The 968-nt window shown below is 65.8% G+C and carries 2 protein-coding genes; both read left to right on the forward strand.

Annotated elements, in window-relative coordinates; translation table 11 throughout:
- Window positions 1-131: 131 nt before the first annotated feature.
- Window positions 132-263: a methionine biosynthesis protein MetW gene (locus FEF26_RS16220; protein ID WP_243730629.1), complete on the forward strand. Its 132-nt coding sequence runs from the start codon at window positions 132-134 to the stop codon at window positions 261-263.
- Between the two features lie 6 nt (window positions 264-269).
- On the forward strand, window positions 270-716 hold the full coding sequence (locus FEF26_RS15490; protein WP_208012963.1) for a class I SAM-dependent methyltransferase: 447 nt from the start codon (window positions 270-272) through the stop codon (window positions 714-716).
- Window positions 717-968 lie beyond the last annotated feature (252 nt).

The following is a 968-nucleotide window of genomic DNA, read 5'->3' on the forward strand; positions in this document are numbered from 1 at the left end:
CTGGTCCGGCTACATCGCTCAACGCGCCGAATAAAACCTGCCCTCAATAACGCACGTCCACCGACAGGCGCTGTGCCGCGCGGGCGTGGTTGTGCGGTGATTCTGCCAGCTGGACGCCGTAGCGTAGAGGGATGGAGGTCTCGCCCCAACGCTGGAACCACAACATCCACTATCACCGGCTGATTCTCGACGCGGTGCCCGCCGGTGCTCGGTGTGCTCTCGATGTGGGGTGCGGAAACGGCCTGCTCTCGGTAGAACTGTGACGGTCAGTGCCAGAGGTGACGGGCATCGACCTCGACGAGGCAGTGCTTGACAAGGCACGACAGCACAGTGATGAAGTCACCTGGGTTCGAGGTGACGCGATGACGCACGAGTTCGACCGGACGTTCGATGTCGTCGCCTCGCTGCATCACATGCCCGACTTGGAGGCGGCGCTGTCGCGGCTGGCTGACCTGACCGCACCCGGCGGTGTGCTGGCCGTGGTCGGGGTGGCACGCACGAGCCTCCCCAAGGATGTGCTGGTCCATCTGGCGGGAGCGGTGCAGCATCGGTGGATGGCTCGGAAGTATGAGTTCTGGGAGCACACGGCCCCGACGGTCTGGCCGCCGCACGACCACGTGACCGTGCGGCGAACGGCTGAGCGAGTGCTGCCGGGGGCGCAGTGGAAGCAACTGCTGCTGTGGAGGTATGCGCTGATCTGGCACAAGCCGATTTGAGCCGGGCGAGAGGCCGCGTGTCGGCCCTCGCGTCGCGGGTCGTGGCGGTGCGGGTGGCGCTCGAATGGGCGCAGATCGAGGGTGGCGCTGCGCCACGTGGATGATTCGATGCCCACCTGACCATCGAGAGGCGGTGGTCGTGGTGACGGTGTCGATGCGGGTCATGTCGGCTGGTGATGGGTATAAGAGGTTGCGCGGATAGGGGCGGGGTCTGTGTAACCCGCTGCCGGGCGTGTCGCTGAAAGCCGACAC

Source organism: Nesterenkonia salmonea (assembly GCF_005771525.1).
In the GTDB taxonomy this organism is placed as follows: Bacteria; Actinomycetota; Actinomycetes; order Actinomycetales; family Micrococcaceae; genus Nesterenkonia; species Nesterenkonia salmonea.

Excerpts from the sequence above, each read along its gene's own strand:
- FEF26_RS16220 (WP_243730629.1), top strand. The coding sequence starts at position 132 with ATGGAGGTCTCGCCCCAACGCTGGAACCACAACATCCACTATCACCGG.